We start from the raw sequence: 15238 nt of genomic DNA, 5'->3' as shown, positions 1-15238 counted from the left end.
AGACGGCTGTGAGCCATGACGTCCCGAACGGACCTGCTCCGGCAGGTGGCTGACCTAGTGCCGGGCGCGGTCGGTCAGGACTGTGTACGGGTTGGCGTCGACGGTCCCGATGCCTCCGGCAAGACCACCTTCGCTGACGAGCTGGCCGACGTACTGCGGTCTCTGGGGCGACACGTCATCCGCGTATCAGTGGACGACTTTCACAACGTCCGCGAGATCAGGTACCGCCGCGGCCGCCTCTCACCTGAAGGCTTCTGGCTGGACGCCTTCAACTACGACCGTCTACGCGCCGATGTCCTCGACCCACTCGGCCCAGCCGGCTCCCGCCAGTACCGCCGAGCCGCCCATGAACTGACCACGGACCGCGTCCTCAACCCGCCGTACGAAACCGCTCCGCCCAACGCTGTCCTCATCACCGACGGCCTCTTCCTCCACCGCGACGAACTCGCCGCCTGCTGGGATTTCTCGATCCTCCTGTCAGTCCCGTTCGACGTGACCACCCAACGAATGGCCGCCCGAGACGGCACCAACCCAGACCCCAACCACCCCACCATCCAGCGCTACATCACCGCCCAACACCGGTACTCCAAGACCTGCACCCCCCGATCCCGCGCCACCGTGGTCATAGACAACACCATCCCCGAAGCACCACACCTCGTCCGCCCCTAGCACCTACTCGCACGAGACCAGGAGCCGACGGCAACGGAAAGCCCTTCGCCAAGAGCTTCCGCCCTCCCGGCCTCAGCCGCGGGCTTCGATTGTGTCGAGGTCGCGGAGGGCGAAGCGCTGGTGCTCCCATTCCTCCTTGAGGATCACGTGCAGGCAGGAGCGGACGGTCTCCGGATGGGCGGGGTTGTGCGGATTCCTGCGCGGCTCGTCCAGCGCCTCCGGTGTGACCTTGGCCAGGAAGTCGCGCACCATCGCCACCCGACCCGCGCGGACCTCGAGCACCTCGCCGTACGACGGTTTGACCGTCGTGACGACCGGCTCGTCCTCGGGATCGGTGTACTTCTGACCAATGGGGTGGAACGGCTGCTCGAGCTCCAGAACCGCCTTGCCCAGCCAAATGTCCGTGGCATGAACCAAATGCCGCAGCGTCAGCGCAAACGACCACTCACCATGCACTGACACGTCAACGACGCCGTCCGGCATCGCAGCGACCCGCTCGAGCACCGCTGCCCAGGCTCTCTCGCTCGCAGCCCACGCCGCCCGCAGCCCGTCCGGATCCTGCGCCCGCCGCTCGCTCCGCCCCGGAAACCGGCGATCGAGCTCAGCCTCGACGAACGGCGTCACATCGACCCCATTCACCCGGAAGAACGCGTCCCCCTCGGCCAACCACGGCGCGTCGACATCCACGTCCCGCACCTCGACGCCCCGCATCACCACCCCGGACAAATCAGACTCGACAAACCGAGCCCCGCGCAGGTTCACCCCCACGAACTCGGCCCCACGCAACTCATCCGCCGCACCAAAGCGCGCCATAAACCTCTCCCTTCGATCACCGGCCACGCCATCGTTCCACGCCCCTCCGACAACTCCCGCAGACCGACTACTTGATGGCGGGTGGATAACGGTCGGGCTCCAAGGGGTTCACGACTGGTTCGGATTGCCGGTGTCGTCGATTAGCGTGCGCGCATGGCATCCAGGGGTGGGCGCGCGTTGGTGGCTGCCGTGGTCGTTTGCGCTAGTGGGTTCCAGGTCGGCTGCGGTCCGCCCATCGACGGGTTGATGGGATTGACTGTCGACGAGGCCGGGCAACCCGTCGCGGTGATGCAGACCTGCGAGCACGTCGACGGTGTGACGATCTACGCCGAGAACCCGCTGGCGAGTCCGTCCCAGTCGCCGAACCGGATCCCAGTGGCGACATGGGTACGCACGCCGGCGGCTTCCGGATACGTGCAGTTCCCGCTGTCCGGCGGTGGCGAATGGAAACTCCAGGGCACCCGGAAGAAGCTGCGCCCCGGCACCGAGTACTCCCTGCATGCCTGGAGCAACGAGGGCTCCCCGCGAACGGGCCACACAAGGTTCTCACTGGCCGGTCTGATGAAGCTGAGGTACGGCGAAGTCCGCCTAGGCGGCGCCTTCGCAGATCCGGACACAAGCGTCATGACCACGCCACTGACCACCTTCCAAACGGTCCCCTGCTCCTGACCACACCAGGGCCGCACGCCGTTCTTATGGCAACCCCGTCAGCAAGCGATGCCGGCAACGGCTTCGTTCACTGCGGCCCGTTCAGGCGGCTCACCGAACTCCACACTCCAGAGCGCGTCTTTGACCGCGCACGCCTGCACCCAGCGGTCGGTTCGGCGGCATTGCCAGGATGGGGAAAGGAGATCTTCAGGACAGCAGCGGTCTCATCGGCCCGATGCACTGGTACGACGACGCCGACCGCACCGTGCATCGTCGGACCCGACGGCGTCAGGGCCCAGGTGTCCAGCGCGTGGTCGATCAGGCCCGGCAATGCATCCAGCCACGCCCTACCCGGCTCAGCCTCCCGCTGGGTGATCTCCCTCGCGAACGGCTGCGGAGTCTCGAACACCCGCGTCATCTCCTTGCGCTCCGCCGTACCAGGACCGAACTGGGTCGGGCGATGGCCGCCAGTCCCGTCTGAGCAGGCCGTACACCCATGAGTCCGAGACCTCGCCGTTCACGATGCAGTCCTCCCGCAAAGTCCCCTCACGCACGAATCCGAGCTTCTCCAGGACGCGGGCGGATGCCACGTTGCGCGTGTCGGCCTCGGCCTGCACTCGATTCAGGTCCAACGTGTCGAACGCCCACTGCAGCAAGGCGCGCGCGGCCTCCGTGCCGTAGCCGTGGCCCCAGGCCGCCTCGTTGTAGCAGTAACCCATCGACGCGCTGCGGTACTCCGGGTTCCACTGGTTCAGGCTGCACCAGCCGATGAACGCCCCGTCGGAAGTACGGTCCACGGCCAGCCGCGCCCCGGTACCTTCGTCAGCCATCTGCCGGCAAGCCGCTATGAACCGCTCGGCGCGCCCACGCTCGCTCCAGGGCGGCGAGTCCCAATAGCGCAACACGTGAGCGCTGCTGTGCAGCGCGAAGAGAGCGTCCGCGTCCGCGTCGTCGAACGGACGCAGTCGCAGCCGAGCGGTAGGCAGTGTGGGGGCAGGTAGGGACACCCTCAGAGGTCTACCAGCCATCCGCGGCGCAGACACACTCAATTTGGAAAACTCTTGCCGCGGTTGTCGGATCCACCGGACGCCGTTCGTAGCGTGGGTGGAGGCGGACAGCGGGTCCGCTCGAGCCGAAGGAGCAGACATGCCCGAGTACCTCATCTACTTCAATCAGCAGTGGGTGGGTGACCACACCGAGGAGTGGTTCGGCGGGCGCGGACCACTCGCCCGGGCGGTCGTGGACGAAATGAAGGCTGCCGGCGTCTACGTCTTCGCGGGGGGACTCGAGGAGGAGGACGGCCCGATCTACCACGCCGACCCCACGAGTGGCGACGTACTGATCACCGACGGACCGTACGTCGAGACCAAGGAGTACCTGGGCGGCTTCGCCCTGGTCGACGTACCCGACGACGAGACCGCCAAGCAATGGGCAGGCAAAGTCGCCGAAGCCTGCGGCTGGCCCCACGAAGTCCGCCGCTTCAAACCCCAACCCCAAGCCAAATAGATCCATCACCGCGCTGGTTCGCTCCGAGAGAGCGTTACCGAGGACTGAGTAGGACCCGTTGGATCGACGGGTCCTACGTAATGCGCTCCGTCAGCTCCTTGCGCATCTGAACGCAGGTCGTCTCGTACCGCGTGATGGAGCCGTCAGGGTATTGCTGGTCCCAAGCTTCGAGTCTCTCGTCGTATGCGACATAACCCAGCCGCTCGTACAGGTTTCGTGCACGGGGGTTTCTCAGCTCGACACTGATCTCGGCCCGATCAAGACCTCGCGCCACAATCCGCGCCTCAGCAGCTCCAATGAGCACCGTCCCGATCCCGCAGGACTGCAACGCTGGATGCACGGACAACTGCCACAGCGAACCTGCACCGGGATGCGGCAGATAGCCGACCCCGCCGATAGCTACGGGTACGTCGGTCTTCGTGCAGACGGCAAGGTAGTCGACCTCCCCGTCACGTGCTCGGTCGAGTTGCTTGGCAACCTGCGTCAGGTGCAGTTCGCTGCCGGCAAAGCCGCACGCGGCCAGGTCGGTGTCAGCCAGATCTCTCACTGTCAGGTCGAGTACGACTGCGGTCATCCTCACCACCTCCTCGTGCAGCCTGGTGTGGTGACGCCGACGGGACAACAGGTTTCTACCCACCACGGCTCAGCCTTTGGGCGCAAACACCTCCCGACCACACAAACCGACGCGGATCACACTCCATGCTTGTCCATGGCGTTCATTGGCAATCGGTTAGCCATCGCGCGCGAGTTCTGTGGCAGGCTGCGGGGATGGGTGGGACGAGACTCGAGCATGTCCGGGCGAATGTGGCTGACCTGAACGCTGCGGTCGAGTGGTACACGACGGTTCTCGGCTTCGAGGTCGAGGCGTACTGGCCACCTGACGTGCCGAACTACGCGCACTTCGTGACGGGTTCTGGTGCGACGTTCGCAGTGATGGAGGCCGAGGGGCGAGGCGGGCGGTTCAATTTCACCGTTGACGACCCGGACGCCCTGTGGGACGACGTCAAGGACCTGGTCGTGGTGGTCGAGCCGCTGTTCGACACGCCCTACGGAACGCGGAAGTTCACGATTGCTGATCCGGACGGCAACGAGCTCGGGTTCGTGCGCAACGAATGAGCTGATCGACGGCTCCCTGGCCTCCGACTCGACGGATGAGGCAGCGGACCGGGGTCGATGTGAGACGGTGTGCTGCGTGCAGGAACCGTCGGCGGACCCCAGGTGGTTGAGAGAACCTGGGTTCATTGCGGCGGGCATGGTTATCGGGGTTACTGCCTGCTGGTTGACGGGTATTGGCCTGCTCGTGAACGCAATCGGCATGCCTGCCGACGCCGGCACGCTGGATGCCGTGGTGGGGATCTACCTGCCGCTCGTCACACCCGCCGTCATCGGGACAGGTCTTTGTGCAATACGACACGTCCGGCTGTGGGCTGCAAGCTTCGTGGTCGGCGTAACAGCCGGTTGGTACCTAGGCCTGGTACTCGGCGCCCTTGTGGTCGTCTCTTGGAACGTCCCCTGAGAACGCCACCCGACCACACATCACGAGTCGGCGGCACCACGCGGCGGTGACGGCGCGCGGCAGCGCGCAGGTGCGGGGGATGAGCCCCGCGACATCTCGCGCGAAAAGCGCCAAGGAGCGCGCGGGAGCACGCACCGCCCGCGGTGGGTGGGAGCGGTGGCGAGCACGGCGACGGAGGAGCCGCGCGTGGTGGCGCGTGGGTAGGACGTGCGTGAGGTAGGACCCGCGCGAGCGGGTCCACCAGGAAAGAGCTCCCCCGCCTGGTTTCGATCCAGGTCTTCGAGATTCAAAGTCTCGCGGGCTGCCGAGTACCCCACGGGGGATCGTGGTCGCCGGGACAGTCTGCCATGGAGTGGTGTGAGCGACACGCTGTGGGGTTCCTTACCTACGCCTCCGTAGGTTACGGTGGCGTAGGTAAGCAGTCCTCCAGCTGAGGGAATTACGCCATGACTCCACCCGCCGTAGCCGCACCGGAGGCGCCCGCCCGCGCCGCGCAGGCCGACGAGCTCGACGTGCACACCGGGACGCTCGGAGGCGAACAGAAGCGCCCCTGGGAGCAGGTGGCGCTGGCGTTGTTCATCGGGATCCCGTTCCTCGCCGTGCTGGCCGCCGTACCGATCGCCTGGGGCGGGTTCCTGGGCTGGCGGGACGTGATCTTGGCCGTGGTGTTCTACACGATCGCCGGGCACGGCATCTCGATCGGTTTCCACCGGCTGTTCACGCACAAGTCGTTCAAGCCGAACCGGCCGATGAAGTACGCGCTGGCCATCGCCGGCTCGCTGGCGATCGAGGGACCGGTGATCCGCTGGGTGGCGGACCACCGCAAGCACCACAAGTTCTCCGACCGTGACGGCGACCCGCACAGCCCGTGGCGGTACGGCGACACCCTCGGAGCACTCACCAAGGGCTTCATCTACGCGCATGTCGGCTGGCTGTTCGACACCGAGCAGACGCCGCAGCGGCAGTACGCGCCGGACCTGCTGCGGGACAAGGACATCGTGAAGGTGTCGCGGCTGTTCCCGCTGCTGGTGACGATCTCGGTGCTGCTGCCGGCCGTCATCGGCGGGCTGTGGTCGTGGTCGATCGAGGGCGCGCTGACCGCGTTCTTCTGGGCCAGCCTGGTCCGGATCGCGCTGCTGCACCACGTGACCTGGTCGATCAACTCGATCTGCCACACGATCGGCGACCGGCCGTTCAAGAGCCGGGACAAGTCCGGCAACGTGTGGTGGCTGGCGATCCTGAGCCAGGGCGAGTCGTGGCACAACCTGCACCACTCCGACCCGACCTGCGCGCGGCACGGCGTACTCCGCGGACAGCTCGACACGTCCGCCCGGTGCATCTGGTTCTTCGAGAAGATGGGCTGGGTGAGCGACGTCCGCTGGCCGGTCAAGGAGCGCCTGGAAGCTCGCCGCACCGATGCCGCAACTCGTACTCTGAAAGCGGCCTGACCGTAAACCTGCCACTTGCAACACCGAAGTACGGCATGATGCTGACGTGATCTCGACGTGACGGAACCCAAACCGCGGCGGTCCGGCCGGATCCGGATGACGAGTGCCGAACGTCGCGAACAACTCATCACCATCGCCCGCGGCCTGTTCGCCCAGCGGGGGTACGAGGCCACGTCGGTGGAGGAGATCGCGGCGCGCGCCGAGGTCTCCAAGCCGGTCGTGTACGAGCACTTCGGTGGCAAGGAGGGCCTGTACGCCGTCGTCGTGGACCGCGAGGTCCGCGCACTGCTCGACGGTGTCACCCAGTCGCTGACCGCCGGGCGCGCGCACGAGCTGGTCGAGCAGGCGGCGCTCGCGCTGCTGGACTACATCGAGAACAACTCCGACGGCTTCCGGATCCTGGTCCGGGACTCGCCGGTCGGGTCGTCGAGCGGCTCGTTCATCTCGATCCTGAGCGATGTCGGGACCCGGGTCGAGCACATCCTGGCCGAGGAGTTCAAGCGCCGCGGCCTGGACCCGAAGAACGCGCCGATGTACGCGCAGATGCTGGTCGGCATGGTCGCGCTGACCGGTCAGTGGTGGCTGGACGCCCGCAAGCCGAAGAAGCCGGACGTCGCCGCCCACCTGGTCAACCTCGCCTGGAACGGCCTCTCCGGCCTGGAAGCCAAGCCGACCCTCTCCACACGCCCCCACAAGTAGCCCCTCCCGCCGTACCGAAGTTCGAGGGGATGTCCCCTCGAACTTCGGGTTCTCCCCTGGTGGGAGAGGGGAGAAGGCACAACTCGAGGGGATATCCGGCTCTTGTGTTGGATGTGTTGGTCGCAGAAGTCCTGCTGTCCCCGTGCAGGTTGGTGCGCTCGCCGCAGCAGTCCTGCCTGTCCCCGGATGCCGGCCGGTGCGGGGGTGAAGGGGGAGGCGGGGCTTGAACACCGTCTGGTGGGTGGGGGCAGGAAATAGCAGGGTCCCCGCCCACGGCTTCCTGTCCGAGCCCCCGGTGGCTGTCGCGGCGCTCGCGTGGATCGGATCGGCGGCGGGATCGACAGGTAGTGTCCGGGGCTGGGTAGTGCACCTGAGCGTGGGCGTCTGCGGGGTGTACGGCGTGACGCGGTGCACTACCTGTCGAGCTGCACGCTGAACCCGACGTGCCCGCAGCACCCACACATCCAACACAAGAGCCGGACATCCCCTCGAATGCGGGGCGAGGGGGTCGTGGGGCGACCGCGGGTAGGGGTGGGGCGACCGGGGTCGTAGGACGACATCCGACCGTGGCATGACCTGCGGGGCGGCCGTTCGCCGTACCCTGGCCCGCATGACGGGGATCCTGACCGCGCGGCCCGTGCCTGCCCGCAGCAAGGCGTTCGACCTGCTGCTCGCCGGCGGCCTGTGCATGTTCTGCGGCTTCCTGTCCCTCGCACAGGCTGGGTACGGCGGCATCCTCGCCTTCGGCATGCTGGTCCCCCTGATCTGGCGCCGCACACACCCTGAACTGGTCTTCTTCGCCGTCGCGTCGGTGGCGGTCCTGCAGTGGCTGGCCGGCGTCGACCTGATGCCCGGCAACGCCGGCCTGCTGGTCGCCCTCTACACGATCTCCGTGTACGGCGCTGTGCCGTTCAGCCGGATCGCTCTCGGCGTCGGCGGCCTCGGCGTCCTGATGGCGGTCTCGCGCTACTGGTCGAACTCCGACTGGCGCCAGCAGGTCACGATGATGGTCGCCCTCGGCGCCCTGGTCTTCGGCGTGTGGGCCTTCGGCGAGCGCCGCCGTACGAGAGGTCTGTACGTCGCTCAACTGGAAGAGCGGGCCGCCCAACTCGAACGCGACCGCGACCGCGAGGCCAAGCTGGCCGTGTCCAACGAGCGCACCCGGATCGCGCGGGAGATCCACGACGTGGTCGCGCACGGCCTGTCGATCATGATCGTCCAGGCGGACGGCGGCCTGTACGCCGCGGACCAGTCGCCGGAGGCGGCGAAGAAGGCGCTCGCCACGATCGGCGACACCGGTCGCGCGTCGCTGACCGAGATGCGCAAGATGCTCGGTCTGCTCAAGCAGGAGGAGCAACTCGAGCTCGACCCGAACCAGCCCCGCCCGCAACCGGGTGTCTCCAGTCTGCCCGAGCTGGTCGACAACGTCCGCGAAGCCGGCCTCACCGTGGACTACCAGGTGACCGGCGAGCCGCGGGATCTGCCCTCGGTGCTCGGCCTGACGGCGTACCGGATCGTGCAGGAGGGCCTGACCAACACGCTGAAACACGCCGGGCCGGGAGCCCGGACCTCCGTCACGCTGGACTTCGGCCGCGAGATGCTGACCGTGGTGGTCACCGACGACGGCCGGGGCGCCGGGGTCGCGCCGAGCTCCGACCCGGGTCACGGCCTGGTGGGGATGCGGCAGCGGGCCTCGATCTCCGGCGGTACGGTGAGCGCCGGACCGAAGGCGGGCGGCGGTTACGAGGTGATCGCCAAGCTCCCGTACCACCTGCCCAACGGAGGCGAGCAGTGAGCGACGACGTGATCAGGGTCTTCCTGGTGGATGATCAGGAGCTGGTCAGGGCCGGATTCACGATGCTGGTGGACTCCCAGGCGGACATGCGGGTGGTCGGCCAGGCCGGCGACGGCGGCGAGGCGATCGAGAAGATCCAGGTGACCGCCTGCGACGTCGTGCTGATGGACGTCCGGATGCCGCGGCTGGACGGCGTGGAGGCCACCCGGCTGCTCCAGTCGTTGCCGGAGGCACCGAAGGTGATCGTGCTGACCACGTTCGACCTGGACGAGTACGCGTTCGCCGCGATCAAGGCCGGCGCGGCCGGCTTCCTGCTCAAGAACACCCCGCCGGCCGACCTGCTGTCGGCGATCCGGCAGGTGTACTCCGGTGACGCGGTGGTCTCCCCCAGTACGACGAAACGCCTGCTGGAGCACTTCGCCGGATCGCTCCCGGACGGCGAGGTGGAGCGCCCGGACCTGGCCGAGCTGACCGCCCGGGAACGCGAGGTCCTGGTCGAGGTGGCCCGCGGCCTGTCGAACACCGAGATCGCCAAGCTCTTCACGTTGTCCGAGGCAACGGTCAAGACGCACATCGGCCGGATCCTGGCCAAGACCGGGCTGCGCGACCGGGTCGCGCTGGTCGTGCTCGGGTACGAGACCGGCCTGGTGAAACCGAACAAGTAATACCCAGGGACTACGCGAACTGCAGTCTGCGGTCCGACGAGATCGGCGGGCGGAATCACTAACTTCTTGGCCAACGACAGTTTGAGCTGAGGAGTGACATGAGTTTGCAGACCGGTCAGCTACCGGTGGGGCGGCTGCCGCAGGACGGCGTGCCGCAGACCGCGATCCGGGCGCACGAGCTGCGCAAGGTGTACGGGCACGGCGACACCGCGGTGGCTGCGCTCGACGGCGTCTCGGTCGACTTCGGCGTCGGCCGGTTCACCGCGATCATGGGCCCGTCGGGTTCGGGCAAGTCGACGCTGATGCACTGCCTCGCCGGCCTGGACACCCCGACCAGCGGCCAGGTGCTGCTCGGCGAGACCGAGCTCACCCGGCTCCCGGACGCCGAGCTGACCCGGATCCGCCGGGACCGGGTCGGGTTCGTGTTCCAGTCCTTCAACCTGTTGCCGATGCTGTCCGCGAAAGACAACATCCTGCTCCCGCTCGAGCTCGGCAACCGCAAGCCCGACCAGCAGTGGCTGTCGACGCTGGTCGACGTACTCGGGCTGCAGGACCGGCTCACGCACCGGCCGTCGGAACTGTCCGGCGGTCAGCAGCAGCGGGTCGCGGTGGCCCGCGCGCTGGTCGGCCGGCCTGAGGTCGTGTTCGCGGACGAGCCGACCGGCAACCTGGACTCCCGGTCCGGCGCCGAGGTGCTCGGCTTCCTGCGCCGTTCGGTCCGCGAGTTCGGCCAGACAGTCGTCATGGTGACGCATGACCCACTGGCCGCGTCGTACGCCGACCGCGTCGTGATGCTTGCTGACGGCAAGCTTGCCGGCGAGCTGCACGAGCCCACTCCGGAGACCGTCCTCGACGCGCTGCGGCAGCTGGGGGCCTGAAGTGCGACGCTCCATCCTCTCCTCACTGCGCGCCCACCTGGGCCGCCTGGTCGCCGCCTGCCTGGCGATCGTGCTCGGGGTCGGTTTCGGCACCCTGGCGCTGACCGCGCACGCCTCCGCGTCGAACGGCATCGACGAGTCGATCGGCGCGCAGTACCGCGGTGTCGACGCGGTCGTCTACCCGGAGAACGCCCAGATCACCCCGGCCGACGTGGCCAAGCTCCAGAATCTCCCGCAGGCCGACTCGGTCGTGGTGCGAACCACGGCGTACCTGACCGCCGCCTTCCCCGACCTGGTCCGGCCCGACGGCCTTGCCGTCGACGCGCTGTACGACACCGCCCGCATCGCCGGTCCGGGTACGTCGTCCGGCCGCCTGCCGACCGCGACGAACGAGATCGCCCTGCCGGCCAAGGAGGCCGCCAAGCATCACGTCGCGATCGGTCAATCACTGCGGCTGAACGCCTACACCGGCAAGTCGTGGAACGTCACCGTGGTCGGCCTGCTCGACGACTCGAAGGCGATCGGGAGGGCGGCTGCTGTGGCGACCCCGGCCGCGGTGAAGATCTTCGAACCCGACGCCTTCGTCCAGTCGGTCGATCTCGCCGCCAAGCCCGGCGTCGACCAGCAGGCGCTCGCGTCGGCGGCCCAGGGCGTCGTCTCCGGGGACCTGAAGGTCTTCACCGGCGAGGGCTGGATCGACCACGAGGTGAAGGGCTTCACGAACGGCATCGACGTACTCGGCGGGGTGTTCGGCATGTTCGCCGTGATCGCACTGTTCGTCGCGTGCCTGGTGATCAGCAACACCTTCACCATCGTGATCGCTCAGCGCACGCGGGAGATGGCGTTGCTGCGCTGCGTCGGCGCGTCCCGCAAGCAGGTGTTCTCGTCCGTCCTCGCCGACTCGTCCGTGGTCGGGGTGATCGCGTCCGCGATCGGTGTCGTCTTCGGTGTCGCGCTATCCGCGCTCGCCCTGACGCTGGCCCGGGAGTTCGACTGGGGTCTCCCGCCGATCGCGCTCCATCTTGACCTGTGGTCGGTGTTCGTACCGCTTGCTCTCGGCACCGTGGCCACCGTCGTCGCGGCCGTCGTACCGGCGCGACGGGCGACCAAGGTGGCTCCGCTGGCCGCGCTTCGGCCCGAGGTCGCCCCCGCCGCCGCTTCGAGGGCCGGTGCCGTGCGGCTGATCCTTGGCTTCGTCCTGCTGGCCGGTGGCGGGCTGCTGCTGGCGGCTGGTGCATCGGGTCACCAGGTGATCGTCGGTGTGGCGGGCGGTGTGCTCTCGTTCCTCGGCGTACTGGCCATCGGTTCGCTGCTGGTGCCGGCGTTGATCCGGCTGATCGGCACACTGCCCGCCCGGGGCGGCGGTGTCCCGTCCCGGATCGCCGTCGCGAACGCGGTTCGAAATCCGAAGCGTACGGCGGCCACCACGTCAGCGCTGCTGATCGGGGTCACGCTGATCAGCCTCACCTGTGTCGGGATCGCGTCTGTGCGGAAGACGTTCGACGTGTCGATGGACGGGCAGTACCCGGTCGACATCATCGTGACCGCGTACAACGAGAAGATGCCGGCCGGCGCCGAGCAGCAACTGCGCGACATCAAGGGGATCACCCAGGTCGTCCCGGTCAGCAAGGTGACGGTGCGGACGGGCGGCCAGGAGCTGCCGGTGACCGGGATCGACCAAGCTGCGGCCGGATCCGTCATCCAGAACCCCTCGCTGGCCGCCCAACTCAAGCCGGGCACGGCGTTGCTCGACTCGCCGACGATGAACATGCTCGACCTGAAGGACGGCGCGCCGCTGACCGTCGTGGCCGCCGGGCAGAAGCTCACGCTGACCGCCCACCGGGCGACCGGGCTGGACCCGATCACCATCGCCTCGACGGACCTCCGCAAGTTGGCGCCCGCGGCGCCGGTCACCGGCTTCTGGCTGGCGTCCGACCCGAAGGCGGACGGGTCGGCGGTCATCGACTCGGTGGAGCAATCCATCCCGACCGTCAAGGAGCTCGGGGTCGAGGGCGGTCTGGCCGAGCGGAACAGCTACACCCAGGTCTTCGACGTCCTGCTGCTCGTCGGTGTAGGTCTGCTCGGTGTGTCTGTCCTGATCGCCCTGGTCGGGGTCGGCAACACGCTCAGCCTGTCGGTGCTCGAACGGACCCGCGAGAACGCGCTGCTGCGGGCCATGGGCCTGACCCGCCGCCAGTTGCGCGGCATGCTCGCGGTCGAGTCGTTGCTGATGGCACTCGTCGCCGCCGGCCTGGGGATCGCGCTCGGCCTGATCTACGGCTGGACCGGCACCAGCGCGTTGATGGGCGGCCAGACGGTCGACGGCGGCGTGGAGTACGCCGTACCCGTGAGTCTGCTCGTGGCGATCGCAGCAGTCGCCGCCGTGGCCGGCCTGCTGGCCTCGGTCCTCCCGGCTCGCCGGGCCGCCAAGGTGGCACCGGCCGGAGCCTTGGCCACCGAGTAGCTCAGACGATCTCCACCCTGTTCCCGTGGCCGTCGGCGGTGTGGAACCGCCGGCGGCCCGGGATCGTCTCGTTGTCCCAGGTCACCGGATAGCCCAGCTTCTCGAGCTTCTCGGCCAGGGCGTCCAGGTCGTCGACGGCCAGCGCGGGATGCGCCTTCTTCGCCGGCTGGAAGTCCTGCTCGACTCCGATGTGCACCTCCGCCGCACCCTCACGGAACCAGCAACCGCCGCGCGCCTGCAGCAACGGCGGCTTCTCCACCTCGGTCATCCCGAGCGCGTCCCGGTAGAACGCGCGCGCAACATCCTCCCCACCGGGCGGACACGACACCTGCACATGGTCCAGTCGCATCGCTCAGGCCTCCCGCTTCTGGGCCACCGCGAAGATCCGCCGGAACGGCAGCAGCGTCCCGTAGTCCTTCTGCTCGTAAACATCCGCCAGCCGGGCGCCGTACTCGTCCTCGAACCGCTTCCGCATGTCATCCGGCAACGACTGCAGCACCGGCCGCGCGCCCGTCCCCTTCACCCACTCCAGTACGGCGTTGTCGCCCTGCAGCAGGTGGTAGTACGTCGTCTCCCACGCGTCGACGACACATCCCTCGGCCGTGAGCGCATCGACGTACGTATCCGGGCCGGGGACCTCCGCCCGCAGCGAGGCGTTCTTCGCGTACTGCGCGTACGGCTCGGACCCGGCCAGGTCACGCAGGATCGAGTGCGACGGGGCGTTGCCGTTACCGGGGATCTGAATCGCCAGCCAGCCGCCCGGTCGCAGCGCCTTGACGAAGCCAGGCAGCAGGTCGAGCTGCTCCGGGATCCATTGCAGGACCGCGTTGGTGACGATCACGTCGAGCGAGCCAGGCTCGGCGGTCCACTCGAGCAGGTCGCCGATCTCGAACGTGAGCTTGTCGTCGGCGTACTTCTGGGCCGCCTCGATCATCTCGGGTGAGCTGTCGATGCCGCGGATCGTGGCCTCCGGCCACCGCTCACGCAGCGTGGCGGTCAGGCTGCCCGGACCGCAGCCGAGGTCGACGACCGTGTGGACGTTGTCGGCGTACACCCGGCCGACCAGGTCGGCGAACGGGCGGCCGCGCTCCTCCGCGTAGGTGCCGTACTGCCGCGGGCTCCAGACCGGTGACGTTCGCATGCTGCTGCCTCTCCCAGGATTTATCTTGATGTCGAGATACTCTAGACCTGTCACTTGTCTTGATGTCAAGAGTCTTGATGGCGTAATCTCGACGGTATGGAAGACGAGGTCGATCGGCTGCTCGAGGCCTGGCGCCGGGAGCGCCCCGACCTCGACGTGGCGCCGATGGAGGTGCTGTCCCGGGTCAGCCGGCTGGCGCGGCACCTGGACCGCGCGCGCAGCCAGGCGTTCTCGGCGCACGGCCTGGAGTCCTGGGAGTTCGACGTGCTCGCGGCGCTTCGGCGGGCGGGAGCGCCGTACCAACTGTCCCCCGGCAAGCTGCTGAAGGAAACCCTGGTCACCTCGGGCACGATGACGAACCGGGTCGACCGGCTGACCGCTCGCGGGCTGGTCGAGCGACTTCCCGATCCGGCCGATCGGCGCGGGGTGCTGGTGCAGTTGACCGACGCCGGGCGGGACGCGGTCGACGCCGCGATGGCCGATCTGCTGGCTCACGAGCGGCAACTGCTGGGGTCGATCAGCGACCGGGACCAGGCGAAGATCGCGCGGGTGCTGCGCGAACTCGTCCGGCCCTTCGACTTGGAAAAACACTGAATTCTCCGGACCCCGGACAAACCGCCGGGAAATAGACCGGAATTATCCGAAAAGACGACCCGTCACTTCACCCCGATTCGATCGTTGCTAGTTGCAACGAGATCGTGAGACTGCTGTAGCGGTCGACTATCGACACTGAGTGAGCGAGCACACTAGGGTCCTCACTGTCGGTGGTTGACCGACCACGAAACGTACAAGTTTACGGTGGCTTCGGCGGCAAGAGGTGGTCCGCCGAAAGCGGTCGCGCGGTGTCCGGGGCTCGGGGCCCGAACAACGCCGGCCGGCACGGGGCCCGCTCACCCGGAGTGGGGGGGGGGGGGGGGGGGGGGGGGGGGGGGGGGGGGGGGGGGGGGGGGGGGGGGGGGGGGGGGGGGGGGGGGGGGGGGGGGGGGGGGGGGGGGG

At 68.1% G+C, this 15238-nt stretch carries 17 protein-coding genes; 12 read left to right on the top strand and 5 right to left on the bottom strand.

The annotated features are described in order from the left end of the window. Positions 1–15 precede the first annotated feature (15 nt). Positions 16–669, top strand: coding sequence for a uridine kinase (locus ACIBL3_RS45140; RefSeq protein ID WP_396360202.1), 654 nt, complete (start codon positions 16–18; stop codon positions 667–669). A 72-nt stretch (positions 670–741) separates the two neighbouring features. On the opposite strand, the gene ACIBL3_RS45135 is transcribed toward ACIBL3_RS45140, so the two are convergent. Continuing rightward, entirely contained in the window at positions 742–1482 is a 741-nt protein-coding gene (locus ACIBL3_RS45135; protein ID WP_396360201.1) for a DinB family protein, read from the bottom strand. Positions 1483–1635: 153 nt separating this feature from the next. Here ACIBL3_RS45135 and ACIBL3_RS45130 point away from each other — a divergent pair, with 153 nt between their 5' ends. Continuing rightward, positions 1636–2151 (top strand): hypothetical protein, encoded by a 516-nt coding sequence (locus ACIBL3_RS45130; RefSeq protein WP_396360200.1) that lies wholly within the window; start codon positions 1636–1638, stop codon positions 2149–2151. A gap of 335 nt (positions 2152–2486) precedes the next feature. Here ACIBL3_RS45130 and ACIBL3_RS45125 read toward each other — a convergent pair whose 3' ends face one another. Continuing rightward, complete coding sequence (locus tag ACIBL3_RS45125) at positions 2487–3137, bottom strand: GNAT family N-acetyltransferase (protein WP_396360199.1); 651 nt, start codon at positions 3135–3137, stop codon at positions 2487–2489. Between the two features lie 139 nt (positions 3138–3276). On the opposite strand from ACIBL3_RS45125, the gene ACIBL3_RS45120 reads away from it, so the two are divergent. Beyond that, positions 3277–3636 (top strand): YciI family protein, encoded by a 360-nt coding sequence (locus tag ACIBL3_RS45120; RefSeq protein ID WP_396360198.1) that lies wholly within the window; start codon positions 3277–3279, stop codon positions 3634–3636. A gap of 73 nt (positions 3637–3709) precedes the next feature. On the opposite strand, the gene ACIBL3_RS45115 is transcribed toward ACIBL3_RS45120, so the two are convergent. After that, entirely contained in the window at positions 3710–4210 is a 501-nt protein-coding gene (locus tag ACIBL3_RS45115; protein ID WP_396360197.1) for a GNAT family N-acetyltransferase, read from the bottom strand. Between the two features lie 194 nt (positions 4211–4404). Between ACIBL3_RS45115 and ACIBL3_RS45110 the strand changes: the two genes are divergently transcribed. From ACIBL3_RS45110 to ACIBL3_RS45075, 8 genes are all read left to right on the top strand, one after another. Then, positions 4405–4752: a VOC family protein gene (locus ACIBL3_RS45110; RefSeq protein WP_396360196.1), complete on the top strand. Its 348-nt coding sequence runs from the start codon at positions 4405–4407 to the stop codon at positions 4750–4752. Between the two features lie 76 nt (positions 4753–4828). Continuing rightward, complete coding sequence (locus tag ACIBL3_RS45105) at positions 4829–5152, top strand: hypothetical protein (RefSeq protein WP_396360195.1); 324 nt, start codon at positions 4829–4831, stop codon at positions 5150–5152. 446 nt (positions 5153–5598) lie between these two features. Next, positions 5599–6600 carry an acyl-CoA desaturase gene (locus ACIBL3_RS45100; RefSeq protein WP_396360194.1) on the top strand — a complete coding sequence of 334 codons (1002 nt, stop codon included), beginning with the start codon at positions 5599–5601 and terminating at the stop codon, positions 6598–6600. A gap of 57 nt (positions 6601–6657) precedes the next feature. After that, positions 6658–7299: a TetR/AcrR family transcriptional regulator gene (locus ACIBL3_RS45095; protein WP_360525273.1), complete on the top strand. Its 642-nt coding sequence runs from the start codon at positions 6658–6660 to the stop codon at positions 7297–7299. A gap of 610 nt (positions 7300–7909) precedes the next feature. Continuing rightward, positions 7910–9094: a sensor histidine kinase gene (locus tag ACIBL3_RS45090; RefSeq protein ID WP_396360193.1), complete on the top strand. Its 1185-nt coding sequence runs from the start codon at positions 7910–7912 to the stop codon at positions 9092–9094. Next, complete coding sequence (locus ACIBL3_RS45085; RefSeq protein ID WP_396360192.1) at positions 9091–9759, top strand: response regulator transcription factor; 669 nt, start codon at positions 9091–9093, stop codon at positions 9757–9759. Before ACIBL3_RS45090 ends, ACIBL3_RS45085 begins: the two co-directional genes overlap by 4 nt. A 98-nt stretch (positions 9760–9857) precedes the next feature. After that, positions 9858–10637 (top strand): ABC transporter ATP-binding protein, encoded by a 780-nt coding sequence (locus ACIBL3_RS45080; RefSeq protein ID WP_396360191.1) that lies wholly within the window; start codon positions 9858–9860, stop codon positions 10635–10637. Position 10638: 1 nt separating this feature from the next. Continuing rightward, positions 10639–13101, top strand: coding sequence for an ABC transporter permease (locus tag ACIBL3_RS45075; RefSeq protein ID WP_396360190.1), 2463 nt, complete (start codon positions 10639–10641; stop codon positions 13099–13101). Position 13102: 1 nt separating this feature from the next. Here the strand turns inward: ACIBL3_RS45075 and ACIBL3_RS45070 are convergent, their stop codons facing one another. Beyond that, a complete protein-coding gene (locus ACIBL3_RS45070; RefSeq protein ID WP_396360189.1) occupies positions 13103–13450 on the bottom strand; it encodes a VOC family protein in 348 nt (115 codons plus the stop codon). Positions 13451–13453: 3 nt separating this feature from the next. Next, on the bottom strand, positions 13454–14242 hold the full coding sequence (locus tag ACIBL3_RS45065) for a methyltransferase domain-containing protein (RefSeq protein WP_396360188.1): 789 nt from the start codon (positions 14240–14242) through the stop codon (positions 13454–13456). Between the two features lie 96 nt (positions 14243–14338). Between ACIBL3_RS45065 and ACIBL3_RS45060 the strand changes: the two genes are divergently transcribed. Then, the gene (locus ACIBL3_RS45060) at positions 14339–14836 is read left to right on the top strand and encodes a MarR family winged helix-turn-helix transcriptional regulator (protein ID WP_396360187.1); all 498 of its coding nucleotides are present in this window, start codon (positions 14339–14341) and stop codon (positions 14834–14836) included. The last annotated feature ends 402 nt before the right edge of the window (positions 14837–15238 follow it).

This window comes from Kribbella sp. NPDC050124 (genome assembly GCF_044460355.1).
Taxonomy (GTDB): domain Bacteria; phylum Actinomycetota; class Actinomycetes; order Propionibacteriales; family Kribbellaceae; genus Kribbella.
The sequence above is the reverse complement of the archived record's forward strand: the minus strand, read 5'-3'. Positions and strand labels throughout refer to the sequence as shown.

Bases quoted from the DNA above. Each gene is read 5' to 3' on its own strand.
- ACIBL3_RS45110 (WP_396360196.1), top strand. From the start codon at position 4,405: ATGGGTGGGACGAGACTCGAGCATGTCCGGGCGAATGTGGCTGACCTG.
- ACIBL3_RS45100 (WP_396360194.1), top strand. From the start codon at position 5,599: ATGACTCCACCCGCCGTAGCCGCACCGGAGGCGCCCGCCCGCGCCGCG.
- ACIBL3_RS45130 (WP_396360200.1), top strand. From the start codon at position 1,636: ATGGCATCCAGGGGTGGGCGCGCGTTGGTGGCTGCCGTGGTCGTTTGC.
- ACIBL3_RS45065 (WP_396360188.1), bottom strand. From the start codon at position 14,242: ATGCGAACGTCACCGGTCTGGAGCCCGCGGCAGTACGGCACCTACGCG.
- ACIBL3_RS45080 (WP_396360191.1), top strand. From the start codon at position 9,858: ATGAGTTTGCAGACCGGTCAGCTACCGGTGGGGCGGCTGCCGCAGGAC.
- ACIBL3_RS45140 (WP_396360202.1), top strand. From the start codon at position 16: ATGACGTCCCGAACGGACCTGCTCCGGCAGGTGGCTGACCTAGTGCCG.
- ACIBL3_RS45070 (WP_396360189.1), bottom strand. From the start codon at position 13,450: ATGCGACTGGACCATGTGCAGGTGTCGTGTCCGCCCGGTGGGGAGGAT.
- ACIBL3_RS45060 (WP_396360187.1), top strand. From the start codon at position 14,339: ATGGAAGACGAGGTCGATCGGCTGCTCGAGGCCTGGCGCCGGGAGCGC.
- ACIBL3_RS45115 (WP_396360197.1), bottom strand. From the start codon at position 4,210: ATGACCGCAGTCGTACTCGACCTGACAGTGAGAGATCTGGCTGACACC.
- ACIBL3_RS45135 (WP_396360201.1), bottom strand. From the start codon at position 1,482: ATGGCGCGCTTTGGTGCGGCGGATGAGTTGCGTGGGGCCGAGTTCGTG.
- ACIBL3_RS45120 (WP_396360198.1), top strand. From the start codon at position 3,277: ATGCCCGAGTACCTCATCTACTTCAATCAGCAGTGGGTGGGTGACCAC.
- ACIBL3_RS45090 (WP_396360193.1), top strand. From the start codon at position 7,910: ATGACGGGGATCCTGACCGCGCGGCCCGTGCCTGCCCGCAGCAAGGCG.